Below are 17,091 nucleotides of genomic sequence, written 5' to 3'. Positions count from 1 at the left end.
TGGTCTTATTGGAGTGACGGCAATGAATATAAAAATAATGGATATTGTCGGTAGAAAATCATATAACTGTGATATTCTATTTCGCGTTATTGATATTCAACATATAAACGGCCAAAAAGTTGCTATCCTTTATGGTGAGGATTTTCGTCTGATCGCAGATTCACCTTTCACTGATTTAGTCAGTATTGACCAAAATGAAAGAGTGAAACTGGAACAAGAATATAGAACGCTCGAGGAACAATCATTAAAACTGTTTGAACAGGATGTAGATCTATTAAGGCAAAGACAAGAATATGAGGCTACTGGGGGATATGTGAAGCCGAGCAATTACTTTCAAATCCCAGGGAAGGTCCTCCATTTAGATGGAGATCCTGCCTATTTAAAAAAATGCATGACTTTATACGAAAAGATTGGAATACCTGTGCTCGGAATACATTGCAATGAAAAGGAAATGCCTGAGAGAATTGGTGAATTAATTGACTATTATCGTCCTGATATTCTCGTTATCACAGGTCACGATGCGTATTCAAAGGCAAAGGGAAAGATAACAGATATTAACGCTTACCGCCATTCCAAACATTTCGTTCAAACAGTTAGAGAAGCTAGAAAAAAGATTCCTCATTTAGATCAACTCGTTATTTTTGCTGGAGCCTGCCAATCTCACTTTGAATCCCTCATTCATGCAGGAGCGAACTTTGCCAGCTCACCATCCAGGATCAATATTCATGCGTTAGACCCCGTTTATATTGTTGCTAAAATAAGTTTTACACCCTTTATGGAGAGAATAAATGTTTGGGATGTTCTAAGAAATACACTAACTGGTGAAAAGGGGCTTGGGGGAATTGAGACAAAAGGGGTATTACGTACGGGAATGCCCTACAGGCCGCACCATGAGGAAGAAGAATAAGCTTATTAGAGAAGAGGAAGTACTAATAAGTACTGACCCATTATTCTAATGGGCTTATTTTTTTGTGTGTGATACATAATCCACGGCCAATACGGTAACGATAGAAATGTTGAAATTTTAGAGAAAAAGTAGAAGAAAAAGGATTGACAATCTTTTTGTTGGACTGATATAATTTATGTTTTTGTTTGACAGAACTATGTCAGTGTGTTATACTTTACACAGTGAGGTGGACCGAATGCCAAAAACCTTAGCCGATATTAAAAAGGCTCTCGACACAAATTTAGGGAAAAGGTTACTGCTAAAGGCAAATGGAGGACGTAGAAAGACGATTGAACGTTCCGGTGTTTTAGCTGAAACTTACCCTTCTGTTTTTGTTATTGAACTTGACCAAGATGAAAATTCATTCGAGCGTGTTTCATACAGCTATGCGGATGTCTTAACGGAAACAGTTCAAATTACATTCTACGATGAAACAACAGGACATGTAGCTTTAAGTTAGTATATAAGCAATGAGTGGCAGTAAACTTAAAGTTTACTGCTTTTTGCTGTCTTTAACTAACTAAATGACGCTGATTACTAGTTTTCAAAACATGCTTTTAATCCATACTAATAATGCTGTGGTTTGAAAGGGGTTGTTTAGATGGCCAGGAGAAGAGGAATTATGTCCGATCGACTGAAAGTAGAGCTTGCAAAAGAGCTTGGTTTTTATGATGTGGTTCAAAAAGAGGGTTGGGGCGGTATTAAGTCCAAGGACGCAGGAAATATGGTGAAGCGGGCCGTGGAACTTGCCCAGCAACAAATGGTCAATCGAGGTTCACATCTTTAATCCTTAAAAAGATGCATAAGCATTTCGTTTAAACGAATCTGTCCCACAGCTGCCAGGGGGTTCTGCCCTCTGGTATTTATTTATCTTTTTTCTCATATTTTCGTTAAATTAGTGATAAAATATTTAATTTTATTAAGATATATGATAACTGACGTCTTACATTTATCATTTTGTGGTAAAATAGGACAAAATGTGGATTTTTCGGAAAGCGCCCGTATGCAAAGAACTCGCTTAGGGGTGGATTATATAGAAGTAGGTGGACGTAGTGAAGCTTTTAGTAAAAGCACCGGCCAAAATCAATTTAGCATTAGATGTTTTACATAAACGTCCGGATGGCTATCATGAAGTAGAAATGATAATGACAACCATCGATTTGGCTGATCGGGTGGAACTCACCTTATTAAATCAAGATAAAATACATATTCTATCTCATAATCGTTATGTACCTGATGACCAGCGTAACTTAGCTTATCAAGCTGCACAGCTTTTAAAGGACCGCTTTCAGGTAAAAAAAGGTGTTGTCATTACGATTGAAAAAACGATTCCAGTTGCTGCTGGACTTGCAGGAGGAAGCAGTGATGCTGCTGCCACCTTAAGAGGCTTAAATAAGCTTTGGGATCTTGGTTTGACCTTAGATGAATTAGCTGAGCTGGGCTCAGAAATTGGATCGGATGTTTCTTTTTGTGTATATGGTGGAACGGCTTTAGCAAAGGGTAGAGGGGAAATGATTACTGAGCTTCCTGCACCACCGACTTGCTGGGTTATTCTAGCGAAACCGTTTATTGGTGTTTCAACAGCTGAAATATACAGAAGACTTGATGTCAATGGAATGAAACATCCTGATATTCAAGGGATGATTGAGGCCATTAACCAGCATGATTATCAAAAGGTATGCAGTAATATGGGGAACGTCTTAGAGGAGGTTACGTTAAACCTTCACCCTGAAGTTGCCCAGATAAAGGATCAAATGAAGCGCTTCGGAGCAGATGCTGTCTTAATGAGCGGAAGTGGTCCAACTGTTTTTGGGATTGTGCAACATGATTCCCGTATGCACCGAATCTATAATGGGTTAAGAGGATTCTGTGATCAGGTTTTTGCTGTACGACTGTTAGGTGAACGACATACGCTTGATTAGAGACGTACAATAATATATTCTTGAAGTAGAATATACGGGTTTTGGGGGTTCTTTATGAAATTTCGCCGCAGTGAACGTTTGATAGACATGACAAATTATTTACTCGACCATCCTCGTCAGCTTGTCCCACTAACTTTTTTTGCAGAACGGTATACATCAGCCAAATCTTCTATTAGTGAGGACCTTGCTATTGTGAAGGAAACGTTTGAGCAAAGAGGAATTGGAACATTACAAACAGTGCCTGGTGCGGCAGGCGGGGTAAAATTCTTTGTAAAAGTCAGCAGGGAAGAAGCTGAGCCTTTTGTCAATGAATTATGTGACTTAATTGCCAATCCCGAAAGACTGCTTCCTGGCGGGTATTTATACTTAACCGATATTTTGGGTGACCCTCAGGTAGTGCAAAAGGCTGGACGGATTATAGCATCTGCCTATGCAGATGCAAAAATTGACGTGGTCATGACAGTAGCAACCAAAGGAATTCCCCTTGCTTACGCTGTTGCCAGTCAATTAAATGTCCCTGTTGTTATTGTTAGAAGGGATAGTAAGGTAACCGAAGGGCCAACAGTTAGCATCAATTATGTCTCAGGATCAGCCAAAAGAATTCAAACTATGGTTCTTTCTAAGCGCAGCATGAAGCAAAATTCCCGGGTACTTATTGTCGATGATTTTATGAAGGCTGGCGGTACTGTTATGGGAATGATCAGCATGCTGGAGGAATTTAATTCCGAATTAGCAGGCATTGCTGTGTTAGTAGAGGCTGAGAAAATACAAGAGCGTTTAGTAGATGAGTATATTTCGCTTGTACAGCTATCCGATGTGGATGTAAAAGATAAGAAAATCAAAGTAGAAGCAGGAAATTATTTTTCTATCTGGAGGAGTTAAAAATGAGAACAGTCCAAACTAATCAAGCACCAGCCGCAATCGGTCCTTATTCGCAAGGTATTATCGTAAATAATCTGTTTTATAGCTCTGGCCAAATCCCGTTGACTGCTGAAGGGAATTTAGTAACCGGTGATGTGAAGGAACAGACACACCAGGTGTTTAAAAATTTACAGGCTGTCCTAACAGAGGCAGGTGCCTCCTTTGAAACGGTAGTAAAAGCTACAGTATTTATTAAAAGTATGGATGATTTTGCGGCTATTAACGAAGTATATGGTGAGTATTTCAGCACACATAAGCCTGCACGTTCTTGTGTAGAAGTGGCTCGACTTCCAAAAGATGTATTGGTAGAAATCGAAGTGATTGCGCTCGTGAAATAATCGAGCGCTTTTTTTATAGGTCAAAAATAGTATAAAAACAGCCATTTTTTACAAAAGTTCACTATTTTGCCCTAAATTTTCAAAAAATTTTTTTAATAAAAGAAGGATAATGCAAATAATTGTTGAATTTATTAAACTAGCTTTTTATACAAAAGAAAAGGGTGTGAGCACATGGAAGTAACTGACGTAAGATTACGCCGGGTTAACACGGATGGAAGAATGAGAGCGATTGCATCAATCACATTAGACAATGAATTTGTTGTTCATGACATCCGCGTTATCGACGGAAACAACGGTTTATTTGTAGCTATGCCAAGTAAACGTACTCCAGATGGAGAATTTCGTGACATTGCGCATCCAATCAATTCGGGAACACGCGGTAAAATCCAAGAAGCTGTTTTGGCTGAGTACCACCGTTTAGGCGAAATGGAAGTAGAATTTGAAGAAGCCGGAGCTTCCTAAGGATTTTAGCAACTAGGGCCTTTCTTCTGAGTAAGGCTCTTTTTTATTGCCCATATCCATACCCATACCCATAAATGTTTGTTTATAATCCCCTACCTAAATTTCTCCTCCTTAAAAAAACTTAATATTATGAAATTAGACACATGCCGTTCATTCCTTGAAAACAAAGCCAATTTACGTTAATATTTTTAATGGATAAAAAGGTAAATTGGAGGACTGTCCATGTCTAATCGTTATGCTGTGATTTTAGCCGCAGGGCAAGGTACGCGGATGAAATCAAAGCTTTATAAAGTTTTACACCCAGTATGCGGCAAACCAATGGTACAACATGTCGTTGACCAAATCATGAAACTAAATGTTCAAGAAATGGTCACAATTATTGGCCATGGAGCAGAAATGGTGCAATCACAGTTAGGTGACAGCAGTCTTTACGCCTTACAGGAGCAACAGCTTGGTACTGCACATGCAGTGATGCAGGCAAGCAGTATGCTTGAGGGTAAAGAGGGTGTAACCATCGTCGTTTGCGGTGATACGCCACTAATAACAGCCGAAACGATGGAGTCAATTTTTAAACAACATGAAGAATTATCTGCAAAGGCTACAATCCTCACAGCAAAAATAGATAACCCAACTGGATACGGTCGAATCATACGAAATGAAGAAGGCTTAGTTGAAAAAATTGTTGAGCATAAAGATGCTACAGAAGCGGAACGTGAAATAAATGAAATTAACACAGGCACATACTGTTTTGACAATCGAGCATTGTTCGAAGCATTAAGAAGTGTGTCCAATGACAATGTCCAGGGGGAATATTACTTACCAGATGTCATTGAAATTCTTAAAAAGCAAGGGGAGGTAGTGACTGCCTTCCAAACGAATGAATTTGAAGAAACATTAGGTGTAAATGATCGTGTAGCTCTAGCCGAAGCAGAGAGAATTATGCGCAATCGGACAAATATTGTTCATATGCGTAATGGTGTTACGATTATTGATCCTGCTAACACATACATTGAGACAGAAGTTGAAATCGGACAGGATACTGTCATCTATCCAGGAACCATTATTAAAGGCAATACAATCATCGGTTCTGAATGTCATATTGGTCCAAATTCAGAAATTAATTCTTGTGAGATTGGAAATGAGACAGTTATTCGCCAATCAGTAGCACATAAAAGCTCAATTGGTTCACACGTTAATATTGGTCCGTTTGCACATATTAGACCGGATTCTAATATTGAAGATGAAGTAAAAATCGGAAACTTCGTGGAGATCAAGAAGGCCGTTTTCGGAAAAGGAAGCAAAGCTTCTCATTTAAGCTATATTGGTGATGCGGAAATAGGCAGTGATGTAAACCTTGGCTGTGGTTCCATTACAGTCAATTATGATGGTAAAAATAAATATTTAACAAAAATTGAAGATGGAGTCTTCATCGGCTGCAACTCAAATCTAGTTGCCCCTGTCACAATTGGCAAGGGTGCATACGTGGCTGCCGGTTCAACCATTACAAAGGATGTACCAGGTGAAGCCTTATCTATTGCCCGTGCACAACAAGTGAATAAAGAAAATTATGTTCAAAAGCTTAATGTAAAGAAATAAGCATTGATAATTGGAGGGCCATCATGTCAAATCAATATTTAGATCCGAACTTAAAGGTATTTAGCTTAAATTCTAATGTCCCACTTGCGAGAGAAATAGCAAAAGTTATCGGAGTTGAATTAGGAAAGAGCTCTGTAACAAGATTCAGTGACGGTGAAATTCAAATAAATATTGAAGAAAGTATTCGTGGCTGTGATGTGTATGTCATTCAGTCAACTAGTTCACCTGTGAATGAAAATATCATGGAATTATTAATCATGATCGATGCCCTCAAGAGAGCGTCTGCTAAAACGATTAATATTGTAATGCCGTACTATGGTTATGCCCGTCAAGATCGTAAAGCACGTGCACGTGAACCAATTACAGCAAAACTATTTGCAAACCTTGTTGAGACTGCTGGTGCAACTCGTGTAATCTGCCTGGATTTACATGCACCTCAAATTCAAGGATTCTTTGATATTCCAATTGATCACTTAATGGGTGTACCTATTTTATCAGAATACTTTAAGACAAAAGATCTAAGTGGTGACATCGTTATTGTTTCTCCAGACCATGGCGGTGTAACTAGAGCAAGAAAAATGGCTGAACGCTTAAAAGCTCCAATAGCGATCATTGATAAACGCCGTCCAAGACCAAATGTCGCAGAAGTCATGAATATTGTCGGTAACATAGAAGGAAAAGTTGCCATTTTGATTGATGATATTATTGATACAGCAGGAACAATTACACTTGCTGCTAATGCGTTAGTTGAGAATGGTGCAGCAGAGGTTTATGCTTGCTGTACACATCCTGTGTTGTCAGGACCGGCAATTGAAAGAATTGAAAACTCAAAAATAAAAGAATTAGTTGTGACTAACTCTATAGCTCTTCCAGAAGAGAAGAAGAGCAGTAAAATTATTAACCTATCGGTCGCGCCATTAATTGGCGAAGCCATTATTCGTGTACACGAAGAGCAGTCTGTAAGCACATTGTTTGATTAATAGTCCTTTAACAGGACCTGGCACAGCAGTCAGGTCCTGCTCCTGCTTTAATACAGGCAGAATTCCTACCTTGTAAGAATACAAAAAAATGTTTAGACCTTCCGATTTTAGGGCATTTTTATATAGACAGATATGAATAGGAAGGGGACTAAACGTATGAGTACAGTATTACAAGCAAAGGAACGGAAGGAACTCCGTCATTCTGCATTAAGGCAAATTAGAGAGAATGGAAACATCCCTGCTGTTATTTATGGGGCAAAGGTTGACAGTAAGCCAGTAATGATTAGTTCAGCTGATTTAACAAAAACCATCCGCTCTGTAGGTAGAAATGGCGTCATTTCTCTTGATGTGGACGGAAAAAAACAGGATGTGGTCCTAACCGATGTCCAAAGCGATTTTATCAAAAAAGAAATTATTCATGTTGATTTCTTAGCAGTTGATAAATCATCTAAGATTCATGTTGATGTGAGACTTGTTCTTGTTGGTGAGGCACCAGGAGTTAAAGATGGCGGTGTCTTGCAGCAGCCGGTTCACCAGTTATCTATTACTTCTACCCCTGATAATATTCCACAGCAAATAGAAGTGGATATTACGAACTTGCAAGTAGGAGAAACCGTATTGGTCGGTGACATTCCTTCAGGTGGCGGATTTACAATCAACCATGAGGATGATGAAGTAGTCGCTTCCATCTTACCTCCAAGACAGGAAGAGGAAATTAACTCTGGTGAACAGCAAGAAGAAGGACATCCGGCTAATGAAGAAGGAAGAGAAACTACGCCAGAATAGAAAAGCGGAAGCGCCTTGGTCAGCCCCGACAGGCAAATGTTCTTCGGCAAAAAAGTCCGCACTTTGACTTTTTAGCCGAAGGTTATTTGACCCGAGGGGCTAGGCGCTGGAGCTGGACAAGTAAAACACTTAGACTTTTTTTAATTTAAGAGTAAAAGACGTAACCAACCTGTGGTTACGTCTTTTGCCGCATAAATAAATGAACAATGGGAGAAAACCATGTTTCGAAAACTATTTAAAAGGTTGGCTGAACCGGAAGAGGTGGGTAAGATGAAATGTATCGTTGGTTTAGGTAACCCAGGAAAACAATATGATCAAACGAGACATAATATTGGCTTTGAGGTAATTGATGAACTATCGAAGCAATTTTCCATCCCGCTCACACAGTCTAAATTCAAAGGGCTGTACGGAATGGGTGTATATAAAGGGGAAAAAGTATTATTACTAAAACCACTTACATATATGAATTTATCAGGTGAATCCATTCGAGCTGTTATGGATTATTACCAAATAGATTTGGAAGATTTATTAGTTATTTATGATGATCTTGATCTTCCAGTCGGAAAAGTTAGGCTCCGTCAAAAAGGAAGCCCTGGTGGACATAATGGTATTAAATCAACAGTGGCACATCTTGGTACACAGCAATTTAATCGAATCAGAATAGGTATTGACCGTCCTACTCCAGGAATGAGCGTGCCAGATTATGTTTTAGGACACTTTCGTAGTGAGGAGAGACCATTAACCCAAGAAGCCGTTAAAAAGAGTGCAGCTGCATGTGAAACTTGGTTGGAGAAACCATTTTTACAAGTAATGAATGAATATAATCAATAATTGTTCATGTAACAAGCCATATTTTCATATGATTGAAAAAGACAGAAATGGAAGCAAATCTCTTGTCCGTTCATCTAATTGAATAAGTTCCTCCCAACAGGTACATACTACTAAGGAATCATAGATTAGGGAGGGACAGGCGTGGCCATTCATTATCATTGTCGTCATTGTGGTACAAAGCTTGGTTCTATTGAAAAAGCATCGATACACAGCGAAACCCTTGGTCTTCATAAACTGACAGAACAGGAAAGACAGGAAATGGTTGCGTATGACTCATCCGGCGATATTCACATCTCGGCTATTTGTGAAGACTGCCAGGAAGCTTTAGAACGGAATCCAGATTACCACCAATACGATTTCCTTATTCACTAGCTTTGGAATCATATCCAAAGCATTTTTCTATTTTTAATTTTCTACTATTAAAATGTTAATTATATTTAAATTTGAATGTAAGAACCCATTTTGGGTCATTAGTATATATGTTGGAAGGGAGGAGAAACCTTGGATGGTTTAAAGTCACTGTTCCTTAAACAAGAAGATGTCCACTCGGTGATTGCCGGTGTGGAAGAAGGATTAAGGGAACAACTGGTTGCAGGCTTATCAGGTTCCTCAAGAACAGTATTAACCGCTTCAATTTACGAACAAATGCAGAAGCCAATTATGCTTGTAACCCATAATCTATTACAAGCACAAAAACTCTATGATGATATTGTTAATCTACTAAGTGACAAGGAAGTATTTCTTTTTCCAGCCAATGAATTAATTGCCGCCGAGCTAAGTATTGCGAGTCCGGAATTGAAGGCCCAAAGAATAGAGGCATTAAACCATTGGAGCAAAAATAATAAAGGGATTTTAATTGTCCCGATAGCCGGTCTGAAAAAAGTCGTTCCTCCTAAGTCACAGTGGAAACAATATCAGCTCTCGCTAAAATTAGGGGAAGACATCGATATAGATTATCTTTTAAATACCTTTGTCCAAATGGGATACATTCGTGCTGAAATGGTCACAACGCCAGGCGAATTTAGTGTAAGGGGCGGAATTATCGATATCTATCCTCTTACAGAAGCCAACCCGCTGCGAATTGAATTATTCGATACGGAAATTGATTCCATTCGCTATTTTTCTCTTGAAGATCAGCGTTCAAAGGAAAAAGTAAAAAAAATTATGATTGGACCTGCCACTGAAATTCTGTTAGAAGATGAGAATTATAGCCGGATGGTCAATCAATTAGAGACTGGGTTAGCAAAAAGTCTTAGGAAATTAAAAGATGATAAGGCAAAAATTCAGCTTTCGCAAAATATTAGCTATGAATTAGAATTATTAAAAAATAGACAAAAGCCGGACCAGGTGTATAAGTACCTATCATTAGCCTACGAAAAGCCTGCTAGTTTACTAGACTATCTTCCAACCAATGGTCTTGTGTTTATTGATGAAATAAGCCGAGTCCAAGAGATGAATGATTCATTGGTAAAAGAGGAAGCGGAATGGTATACCGGGTTGCTTGCAGAAGGTCAGATCATCCATGACCTCCACATTTCTCATGACTTGCAGGCCATGTTGCAAAAAAAGGAATTTCCTATCGTTTATATGTCCTTATTTTTACGGCATGTGGCTAATACCAGCCCGCAAAATATTATTAATGTTTCATGTAAACAGATGCAAAACTTCCACGGACAAATGCATTTATTAAAGGCGGAAATTGATCGATGGAAGAAGGGCAATTATTCTATTCTTTTTTTAGGCCCAGATGATGAACGGGTAAAAAAATTAGAGCGCGTCCTAGAGGATTATGAAATTGAGGGCAGCATTGTTAAGGGAAACCAGCAGCTTTTACCAGGTAAAGTGCAAATTATGAAAGGAAACCTCCATTCCGGGTTTGAGCTTTCCATTCAAAAAATTGCCGTCATCACCGAAGAAGAATTATTCAATAAACGGGTGAAGAAGTCTGTCAGCCGCCAAAAACTATCGAATGCGGAACGAATTAAAAGTTACTCAGAGCTTAAAATTGGCGATTATGTGGTCCACGTCAATCACGGGATTGGAAAATACTTAGGCATTGAAACACTGGTAATCAACGGAATCCATAAAGATTACCTCCACATTCGATACCAGGGGACAGATAAACTGTATGTGCCTGTAGAACAAATTGATCTTGTCCAAAAATACGTAGGGTCAGAAGGCAAAGAGCCTAAGGTCTATAAACTGGGCGGAACCGATTGGAAAAAGGTGAAGAAAAAGGTTGAATCATCCGTCCAAGATATTGCCGATGATTTAATCAAGCTATATGCAGAACGCGAGGCAGCAGTCGGCTATGCTTTTTCACCGGATGGAGATATGCAGAGGGAATTTGAGACTTCTTTTGCCTATCAGGAAACGGATGATCAGCTTCGTTCCATCCAAGAGATTAAAAAGGATATGGAACGAGCGCGTCCAATGGATCGCCTGCTTTGCGGTGATGTTGGATATGGAAAAACAGAAGTGGCTATTCGTGCAGCCTTTAAGGCAATAGCGGATGGAAAGCAGGTCGCGTTTCTTGTGCCAACAACGATTTTGGCGCAGCAGCATCATGAAACCCTACGAGAGAGGTTTCAAGACTATCCAATCAATATCGGACTGTTAAGTCGATTCCGCTCCAAAAAACAACAAACAGAAACGCTTAAAGGCTTAAAAGCTGGAACAGTTGATATTGTAGTGGGTACCCACCGGTTGCTCTCAAAGGATATTGTCTATCGTGATTTAGGACTTTTAATTATTGATGAAGAACAACGGTTCGGAGTGACACATAAGGAAAAGATTAAAAAGTTAAAAACTAATGTAGATGTATTAACCTTAACAGCCACTCCAATCCCAAGAACACTTCATATGTCAATGCTTGGGGTACGGGACCTATCGGTTATTGAAACGCCGCCTGAAAATCGTTTTCCGGTGCAAACGTATGTAATGGAATATAATGGTTCATTAGTACGGGAGGCAATCGAGCGGGAGCTTGCGAGGGACGGACAAGTATTCTTCTTATATAACAGAGTAGAAGACATCGAACGTAAAGCAGAAGAAATATCGATGCTTGTCCCGGATGCACGTGTCACCTACGCTCATGGGCAAATGACGGAAAATGAGTTGGAGTCTGTTATGCTCAGTTTTCTCGCGGGCGAATTTGATGTGCTTGTCAGTACAACCATCATAGAAACTGGGGTAGATATTCCGAATGTAAATACCTTAATTGTCTTTGACGCCGATCGAATGGGGCTTTCTCAGCTTTATCAGCTTCGAGGTCGAGTAGGAAGGTCAAACCGTGTCGCTTATGCTTATTTCACTTACCGAAAAGATAAGGTTTTAACGGAAGTAGCTGAAAAACGATTACAGGCCATTAAGGAATTTACCGAATTAGGCTCTGGTTTTAAGATTGCCATGAGAGATTTGTCCATTCGGGGAGCGGGTAATCTATTAGGTTCCCAACAGCATGGCTTTATTGATTCGGTTGGTTTTGACCTCTATTCACAAATGCTTAAAGAAGCGATTGAAGAACGCAAGGGAGATCTGGGGGCAGAAGTGAAAAAGTCGGTTGAAATTGACCTCGAGATTGATGCGTATATTCCGGATACTTATATTAAGGACGGACACCAGAAGATCGAGATGTATAAACGGTTTAGGGGTGCCGATTCGCTTGAAGAGATTGAAGAACTACAAGCAGAAATCATTGACCGCTTTGGAGAATATCCAGAAGAAGTAGCTTTCCTTTTCCAAGTTGCCGAAATAAAGGTTTATGCACTTTTAAATGGAGTGGAACAAATTAAACAAGCGAAACAAGAGGTAACGATCCTTATAAATGAGCAAGTTACCCAAAGTATTGACGGAAGCAAAATTTTCCATATCGGCAGTCAGTTTGGACGAAATGTGACCCCTGGCATGGAGGGACCTAGGTTAAAAATAATGATAAAAACAAAAGAGTATCAGACACATCAATGGCTTCATATCGTTGGTGAGATGGTAAAAGGAATCCCAAAGGCTAAAAGAGCACAAGAAAATCCTGTGAACTAATTTCCTGTATATGTGAAAATGTGAAAATTATATGTCTAATGTGTATAGAACTTTCCAGATGAAAGATACTAAGTTCAAAGTTGGTGATGATTTCAATAAAAGGAAGATTATCATTGCCAAGTTGAATAATCATCAGATGAAAGTGAGGCAACATTGGATGAAAGCAACTGGAATAGTTCGTCGAATCGATGATTTGGGTCGTGTTGTTATTCCCAAAGAAATACGCAGAACTTTGCGTATCCGTGAAGGGGACCCCTTAGAGATTTTTGTGGATCGTGACGGGGAAGTCATTTTAAAAAAATATTCACCAATCAGCGAGTTAAGCGATTTTGCCAAAGAATATGCAGAAGCCCTATTTGATAGCCTCGGTAATCCCATTTTAATTTGTGATAGAGATACGTATATTGCTGTCGCTGGCGGGTCTAAAAAAGAGTATTTAAATAAGAATATAAGTGATTTAGTAGAAAAGACGATGGAAGAACGGAATTCAGTTCTACATACGCAGCAGGGTGACATTGCACTCTCTGATGGAAATGATGAAGCCGTCGCTTCCTATACCATTGGACCAATTATTGCTAATGGAGATCCAATTGGAGCCGTCATTATCTTCTCTAGAGAAGGTACCCTTGGCGAAGTAGAACAAAAAGCAGTTGAAACAGCTGCAGGATTCCTAGCTAGACAAATGGAATCATAACATGAATCTTTTCAAATAAAAAAGGCAGCGACTAGCTGTCTTTTTTATTTAATCTAATATCAGGCCTTCATATGCTATAATACTTTGGAGTTTATTATTAGTGGGTGAAGCAATGTATTCAACGAAGTCTGCCAATCAATCAAAGGCATTGTTTAGAGGAGCGTTCATTCTAACCATTGCAGCACTAGTGGTAAAAATCCTCAGTGCTTTTTACCGTATTCCTTTTCAAAACATTGTCGGAGATATTGGCTTTTACATATATCAACAAGTCTATCCAATCTACGGGATTGCTATCGTCCTATCAACAACAGGCTTCCCGGTTGTCATATCTAAGCTATACGCAGAGCAGAGAGAAAAAGGGAACGTTGATAAGTCTCGACTTCTTCTTTTTACCTCATTTATATATTTACAACTATTCGGTTTTATTTGTTTCCTGATTCTTTATTTTGGAGCAGATATTATAGCTCTTTGGATGAACGATCCGCATTTAACCGTATTATTAAGGGTAGTTTCTATTGTTTATCTAACCTTCCCTTTTGTCTCATTACTAAGAGGATACTATCAAGGAATTGGTGATATGATTCCGACTGCACTGTCACAAGTGGGAGAACAAACCATTCGGGTGTTGACGATTCTCTTGCTGTCCTATCTGTTTATGCAGAAAGGATACTCGCTTTACCTTGTTGGCGGTGGGGCAATGTTTGGCTCTATTACGGGAAGCATGGTTTCTAGCATTATTCTGTTTATGTTTCTATGGATTCGTAAAGAATGGAAATGGATCGCTCCATCAAGAGGGATGTTTCGAACCTTTGCTGTTGAAATAAAGGAAATTTTCAAAGCACTCACTTTTCAGGGCTTAATGATTTGTTTAAGCGGCATGCTGCTGATCTTCATTCAATTAGCGGACTCATTGAACTTATATTCCTTATTAACGATAAATGGAATGGAAAAAGATATGGCCAAAAGCTTGAAGGGTATATTTGACCGTGGTCAGCCACTCATTCAATTAGGAACAGTTGCAGCGACCTCGTTGTCCTTAACCCTTGTTCCGCTTATTACCCGTGAGAGATTGTCAGAAAAACAAAGCAATTTAACGGATAAAGTCCAACTGGCGTTAAAGGTCAGTATTGTTATTGGCCTCGGTGCCTCAGCGGGACTATGGGCCATTATTAGACCAACAAACATCATGTTGTTTGAAAATGACCTTGGTTCCACCGAATTGGGTATATTAGGATTTGTTATTCTTTTTACATCGATTATATTAACCATTATTGCCATCATGCAGGGGCTAGGCAGGCTGGTGTTCCCGGCAATAGCCGTAACCGTCTCGTTTCCCATTAAATATGGCTTAAACATGTTGCTAGTTCCCTGGTGTGGCACCAAGGGAGCGGCCATTTCTACCATTATTACCTTGGCTATTGTTACAGGAGTACTTTTATTAAAACTAAAGAAAATGTTCTCAGCTCGCCTTGCCTCATTTCGCTCTTTAGCGACTGTCCTATGGGCAACAACAGCTATGGTTGTATTTTTAAAAGGATACATATGGGGTACAGATATATTTATGGATGATTTTCACCTAGAGAGGATAGGAGCAGCCATGCAGTCCCTAAGTGCAGTCTTTTTTGGAGGGATTATCTTTTTGGTCATCATCCTTAGAGGTGGGGTATTCCTTGAGCAAGAACTGACGTTATTTCCATTGGGTAGTAGGTTAATACATTTTTTAGCGCGAAGGGATAGAGACAAACATGGCGAAAAGAATTGAAGTACTTGGATTGGGAGCAGGAGATTTAGAACAGCTTCCGATGGGAGTATATAAAAAATTATTGGGTTCAAGTCATTTATTTTTAAGGACCAAAGAGCATCCCGTTGTGCAGGAGTTAGAAAAAGAAGGAATGACGTACTCCTCCTTTGATTCGGTCTATGAAAAACACGATCAGTTTGAAGCGGTATATGAGGAGATTGTGCAGACGTTATTACAAAAAGCGGAACATGAGACGGTTGTCTATGCTGTGCCCGGGCATCCGCTTGTTGCCGAACGGACGGTTCAGCTTCTTTTACAATATGGACCGAAGAACCAGGTTGAAATAAGTATTGGCGGTGGTCAGAGTTTTATTGATGCCTTGTTTGCTTCCTTAAAAATCGATCCAGTTGAAGGATTTCAATTGCTTGATGGAAATGCATTACATGTGGGTCAACTGCAATTAGAGCAGCACATTTTTATCAGCCAGGTGTACGACCAATTTATTGCTTCTAATGTAAAATTAACTTTAATGGAAAAACTGCCGGATGATTACGAGGTGTTTATTGTTACAGCAGCAGGCAGTAAACAGGAGGTTATTGAAAAAGTACCACTCTATGAGCTTGACCGAAATGTATCTATCAATAACCTCACTTCCGTCTATGTACCACCTGTCGTGGAAGAAGAGATTCTCTATAAGAATTTCTCTAAGCTAAGAGAAATTATTGCTATTTTAAGAGGACCAGATGGCTGCCCTTGGGACAAGAAACAAACACATGAATCATTAAAAAGATATTTAATAGAAGAAACCTATGAAGTCATTGAGGCCATTGATAGTGGTGACATTGATCATTTAATTGAAGAACTAGGCGATGTCTTGCTGCAGGTAATGCTTCATGCCCAGATTGGTGAGGATGATGGATATTTCTCAGTTGATGACGTGATTGAGGGGCTCTCAGCTAAAATGATTCGCCGCCATCCTCATGTGTTCGGGAACGGGAAAGCTGAAAGTGCAGAGGAAGTAGTTCAAAATTGGCAGGAAATCAAGAAACAGGAAAAGGGGAAGGTCCCAGCTTCCTTATTGGAGGGAGTTTCAAAGTCCCAGCCGAATTTATTAAGAGCCTATGAATTACAAAAGAAAGCGGCAAAGGTGGGGTTTGATTGGCAGGAAATCACACCTGCTTTAGAGAAAGTGAAAGAAGAGCTAGATGAATTTATCGATGAATTAAATGGAACAGATGAAGGATTACAGCTGGCAAAAAAAGAATTTGGAGATCTATTGTTTGCCTTTGTTAACGTCGCTCGATTTTTAAACATACACCCGGAAGAAGCACTTTTTGAAACAAACGAAAAGTTTATTCGCCGTTTTCAATACGTTGAAGAGAGGGTGAAGGAGAGCGGCAGAGATTTTGAGAAGCATACGCTTGAACAGCTCGATAAGTATTGGGACGATGCAAAAGAAAAAGGATTATAACTGAGGAGGATTTACTTATGCGTTTAGATAAATTTTTAAAAGTATCTCGATTAATTAAGAGAAGGACTTTAGCAAAAGAAGTATCTGATCAAGGTAGAATTGAGATTAATGGGAAGGAAGCAAAAGCAAGCTCAACTGTAAAAGTAGGTGACGAATTAACGATTCGTCTTGGACAGCGTGTAGTTACCGCCCGAATCGATCGAATCCAAGATACAACGCGGAAAGAAGACGCAGCGGAGATGTATACGATTATAAAAGAAGAGAGACTGGGTTCTACGGAGAGCTTCTAATTCAAATGTTCTAATTCATTCATTCGTCACATAGAAATGTACAAAGGGTTGTACAAATGATTGTGAGGGATGAAT

17 protein-coding genes are annotated in these 17,091 nt (G+C 39.4%); all 17 read left to right on the top strand.

Translation table 11 applies throughout. The annotated features are described in order from the left end of the window. The first annotated feature begins 22 nt into the window (after positions 1-22). The 17 genes from yabG (at position 23) to QFZ87_RS02025 (ending at position 17,016) form a co-directional block, all read left to right on the top strand. Entirely contained in the window at positions 23-907 is an 885-nt protein-coding gene (gene yabG / locus QFZ87_RS02105) for a sporulation peptidase YabG (protein WP_309857108.1), read from the top strand. 235 nt (positions 908-1,142) lie between these two features. Continuing rightward, positions 1,143-1,406: a biofilm formation stimulator Veg gene (gene veg / locus QFZ87_RS02100; protein WP_307282979.1), complete on the top strand. Its 264-nt coding sequence runs from the start codon at positions 1,143-1,145 to the stop codon at positions 1,404-1,406. 141 nt (positions 1,407-1,547) lie between these two features. Further along, positions 1,548-1,733 carry a small, acid-soluble spore protein, alpha/beta type gene (locus QFZ87_RS02095; RefSeq protein WP_309857103.1) on the top strand — a complete coding sequence of 62 codons (186 nt, stop codon included), beginning with the start codon at positions 1,548-1,550 and terminating at the stop codon, positions 1,731-1,733. A gap of 265 nt (positions 1,734-1,998) precedes the next feature. Beyond that, the gene (gene ispE / locus QFZ87_RS02090; protein WP_309857101.1) at positions 1,999-2,868 is read left to right on the top strand and encodes a 4-(cytidine 5'-diphospho)-2-C-methyl-D-erythritol kinase; all 870 of its coding nucleotides are present in this window, start codon (positions 1,999-2,001) and stop codon (positions 2,866-2,868) included. A 54-nt stretch (positions 2,869-2,922) separates the two neighbouring features. Further along, positions 2,923-3,750 (top strand): pur operon repressor, encoded by an 828-nt coding sequence (purR, locus tag QFZ87_RS02085; RefSeq protein ID WP_309857099.1) that lies wholly within the window; start codon positions 2,923-2,925, stop codon positions 3,748-3,750. 2 nt (positions 3,751-3,752) lie between these two features. Beyond that, entirely contained in the window at positions 3,753-4,127 is a 375-nt protein-coding gene (gene ridA, locus QFZ87_RS02080) for a 2-iminobutanoate/2-iminopropanoate deaminase (protein WP_309857096.1), read from the top strand. 171 nt (positions 4,128-4,298) lie between these two features. Continuing rightward, positions 4,299-4,589, top strand: a complete 291-nt coding sequence (gene spoVG / locus QFZ87_RS02075; protein ID WP_007084183.1) for a septation regulator SpoVG — start codon at positions 4,299-4,301, stop codon at positions 4,587-4,589. Between the two features lie 222 nt (positions 4,590-4,811). Continuing rightward, the gene (glmU, locus tag QFZ87_RS02070) at positions 4,812-6,185 is read left to right on the top strand and encodes a bifunctional UDP-N-acetylglucosamine diphosphorylase/glucosamine-1-phosphate N-acetyltransferase GlmU (RefSeq protein WP_309857091.1); all 1,374 of its coding nucleotides are present in this window, start codon (positions 4,812-4,814) and stop codon (positions 6,183-6,185) included. A 23-nt stretch (positions 6,186-6,208) separates the two neighbouring features. After that, positions 6,209-7,165 carry a ribose-phosphate diphosphokinase gene (locus QFZ87_RS02065; protein WP_309857088.1) on the top strand — a complete coding sequence of 319 codons (957 nt, stop codon included), beginning with the start codon at positions 6,209-6,211 and terminating at the stop codon, positions 7,163-7,165. 156 nt (positions 7,166-7,321) lie between these two features. Next, positions 7,322-7,951, top strand: coding sequence for a 50S ribosomal protein L25/general stress protein Ctc (locus QFZ87_RS02060; RefSeq protein ID WP_309857085.1), 630 nt, complete (start codon positions 7,322-7,324; stop codon positions 7,949-7,951). A 270-nt stretch (positions 7,952-8,221) separates the two neighbouring features. After that, the gene (gene pth, locus QFZ87_RS02055) at positions 8,222-8,782 is read left to right on the top strand and encodes an aminoacyl-tRNA hydrolase (RefSeq protein ID WP_309867588.1); all 561 of its coding nucleotides are present in this window, start codon (positions 8,222-8,224) and stop codon (positions 8,780-8,782) included. Between the two features lie 141 nt (positions 8,783-8,923). Next, positions 8,924-9,154, top strand: coding sequence for an anti-sigma-F factor Fin (gene fin / locus QFZ87_RS02050; protein WP_308081618.1), 231 nt, complete (start codon positions 8,924-8,926; stop codon positions 9,152-9,154). Between the two features lie 129 nt (positions 9,155-9,283). After that, positions 9,284-12,820, top strand: a complete 3,537-nt coding sequence (gene mfd / locus QFZ87_RS02045; protein ID WP_309857083.1) for a transcription-repair coupling factor — start codon at positions 9,284-9,286, stop codon at positions 12,818-12,820. A gap of 157 nt (positions 12,821-12,977) precedes the next feature. After that, entirely contained in the window at positions 12,978-13,514 is a 537-nt protein-coding gene (gene spoVT, locus QFZ87_RS02040; protein WP_308084279.1) for a stage V sporulation protein T, read from the top strand. 100 nt (positions 13,515-13,614) lie between these two features. Continuing rightward, positions 13,615-15,276 (top strand): putative polysaccharide biosynthesis protein, encoded by a 1,662-nt coding sequence (locus QFZ87_RS02035; protein WP_309857081.1) that lies wholly within the window; start codon positions 13,615-13,617, stop codon positions 15,274-15,276. Further along, entirely contained in the window at positions 15,260-16,726 is a 1,467-nt protein-coding gene (yabN, locus tag QFZ87_RS02030) for a bifunctional methyltransferase/pyrophosphohydrolase YabN (RefSeq protein WP_309857078.1), read from the top strand. The genes QFZ87_RS02035 and yabN overlap by 17 nt, the downstream gene beginning before the upstream one ends. A 17-nt stretch (positions 16,727-16,743) precedes the next feature. Continuing rightward, positions 16,744-17,016, top strand: coding sequence for an RNA-binding S4 domain-containing protein (locus QFZ87_RS02025; protein WP_308081614.1), 273 nt, complete (start codon positions 16,744-16,746; stop codon positions 17,014-17,016). Positions 17,017-17,091 lie beyond the last annotated feature (75 nt).

This window comes from Bacillus sp. SLBN-46 (genome assembly GCF_031453555.1).
Taxonomy (GTDB): Bacteria; Bacillota; Bacilli; order Bacillales; family Cytobacillaceae; genus Neobacillus.
The sequence above is the reverse complement of the archived record's forward strand: the minus strand, read 5'-3'. Positions and strand labels throughout refer to the sequence as shown.

Excerpts from the sequence above, each read along its gene's own strand:
- yabG (WP_309857108.1), top strand. The coding sequence starts at position 23 with ATGAATATAAAAATAATGGATATTGTCGGTAGAAAATCATATAACTGT.
- veg (WP_307282979.1), top strand. The coding sequence starts at position 1,143 with ATGCCAAAAACCTTAGCCGATATTAAAAAGGCTCTCGACACAAATTTA.
- QFZ87_RS02095 (WP_309857103.1), top strand. The coding sequence starts at position 1,548 with ATGGCCAGGAGAAGAGGAATTATGTCCGATCGACTGAAAGTAGAGCTT.
- purR (WP_309857099.1), top strand. The coding sequence starts at position 2,923 with ATGAAATTTCGCCGCAGTGAACGTTTGATAGACATGACAAATTATTTA.
- ridA (WP_309857096.1), top strand. The coding sequence starts at position 3,753 with ATGAGAACAGTCCAAACTAATCAAGCACCAGCCGCAATCGGTCCTTAT.
- spoVG (WP_007084183.1), top strand. The coding sequence starts at position 4,299 with ATGGAAGTAACTGACGTAAGATTACGCCGGGTTAACACGGATGGAAGA.
- glmU (WP_309857091.1), top strand. The coding sequence starts at position 4,812 with ATGTCTAATCGTTATGCTGTGATTTTAGCCGCAGGGCAAGGTACGCGG.
- QFZ87_RS02065 (WP_309857088.1), top strand. The coding sequence starts at position 6,209 with ATGTCAAATCAATATTTAGATCCGAACTTAAAGGTATTTAGCTTAAAT.
- QFZ87_RS02060 (WP_309857085.1), top strand. The coding sequence starts at position 7,322 with ATGAGTACAGTATTACAAGCAAAGGAACGGAAGGAACTCCGTCATTCT.
- pth (WP_309867588.1), top strand. The coding sequence starts at position 8,222 with ATGAAATGTATCGTTGGTTTAGGTAACCCAGGAAAACAATATGATCAA.
- spoVT (WP_308084279.1), top strand. The coding sequence starts at position 12,978 with ATGAAAGCAACTGGAATAGTTCGTCGAATCGATGATTTGGGTCGTGTT.
- yabN (WP_309857078.1), top strand. The coding sequence starts at position 15,260 with ATGGCGAAAAGAATTGAAGTACTTGGATTGGGAGCAGGAGATTTAGAA.
- QFZ87_RS02025 (WP_308081614.1), top strand. The coding sequence starts at position 16,744 with ATGCGTTTAGATAAATTTTTAAAAGTATCTCGATTAATTAAGAGAAGG.